This is a genomic window from Flavobacterium sp. AK-345 (assembly GCF_058310175.1).
This window is the reverse complement of sequence record NZ_JBZEER010000030.1, coordinates 1-1414: the sequence shown is the minus strand read 5'-3', so window position 1 is coordinate 1414 and position 1414 is coordinate 1. Positions and strand designations below refer to the sequence as shown.

2 protein-coding genes are annotated in these 1414 nt (G+C 30.2%); both read right to left on the bottom strand.

Going from position 1 to position 1414, the window contains the following annotated elements; all coding sequences use genetic code 11:
- Positions 1-73 precede the first annotated feature (73 nt).
- Positions 74-985, bottom strand: coding sequence for an IS3 family transposase (locus AC4FQ3_RS22775; protein WP_491183401.1), 912 nt, complete (start codon positions 983-985; stop codon positions 74-76).
- An 8-nt stretch (positions 986-993) separates the two neighbouring features.
- Complete coding sequence (locus AC4FQ3_RS22770) at positions 994-1374, bottom strand: hypothetical protein (protein ID WP_491183400.1); 381 nt, start codon at positions 1372-1374, stop codon at positions 994-996.
- Between the last annotated feature and the right edge of the window lie 40 nt (positions 1375-1414).

The following is a 1414-nucleotide window of genomic DNA, read 5'->3' as shown; positions in this document are numbered from 1 at the left end:
TGTCTCGTCCTGAAAAAAGTTTACATATTTATACTTAATCCTAAAATAGATTTACAACTCATTTTTAGCCCTGTTATTGGTTTACAATGATAGGACTTTTTACATAATAATTCTTCCATAATTTTTCTGTCTTTAAATTATATTGATGCACTTGATTTGGTGTAAGATTACCGATGCTCATATGAGGTCTTTCGTTGTTATATAGCTTAATGACTGCATCCAATAATTCTTTAGCTTCCTGTATGTCTTCTATCTGATAATCATCCAAATATTCTTCTTTTATAATACCATTAACTCTTTCCGCTATGGCATTTTCTAAAGGATCTCCGTTCTCTGTCATGCTAATACTTAAATTATTATCTTCTAACAACTTTATATATTCATTACTGCAATATTGCGTGCCTCTATCAGAATGATGTATTAATTGTACTTCATTTTTATGTTCATCTGGAAGATTAGATATTGCCATTACTAAAGCCTGAATTGTTTCTGAGGTTTGTAAGCTATCACCTAAATGATACCCAACAATCTTTCTAGAATAAGCATCAGTAACAAAACTTATATATGTAAAACTATCCTTAATTCTCCAATATGTTATGTCACTTACCCATAATTGATTAGAGCACGTTGGGACAAAATCTCGGATAAGGTTAGGGTACTTCTTAAATCTATGAAATGAATCAGTCGTAATAGTTGGTTTTTTCTTGCGTCTGACTAATAAATAATTAGCAGATAAAACATCAAAAAGTCTGTCTCTTCCCATTTTTATTTGATGTTCTAATAAGAAAGGCTGTAAAAGTTCATATAGCTTTCTTCCTCCCATATGACGATGATTCTTTCTAATTTTTAATACCTCCAAAACAATTAATTCATCTTCAAAAGCTAGTTGTTCCTGATACCAAAAATGCTGATAATATGCCTGTCGGGTTATACCAAGTAATTGGCAAAATTTGCCTAAACCAATTTTAGGATAATTGTGTTTCAACTCCTGAATTACTTGGTATTGGACTTTTTTACAATTTTAATTTTGAATTCCTGTTCAGCTATCTCAATCATTTTACGATAAGCTTCAGCTAAAAGACGAGCTTCTTGGAGTTCTATTTTTAACTGATATAGAGACTCTTGTCCTTCTTTGTCAGATAATTTGTTTGTATAGTCTTTCATCTTAGGTAAAGATACAATACTAGGTTTTGAATAATCAAAGCCCATTTCTTTCAACCAATAAGTCAATCTTGTATGTCCAATATTATACTTATTCTCAATTTCTCTTTTTGTCAATGTTCCGGTTAAAAAATCATTACAAACGAATCGTTTAAATTCTTCACTATACTTAGATTGCCATTTTGAAGATGATGTTTTTGAATATCTTTCCATATTTTTACACTTTTGTGTAAACCTATTTTAGGACAAGACA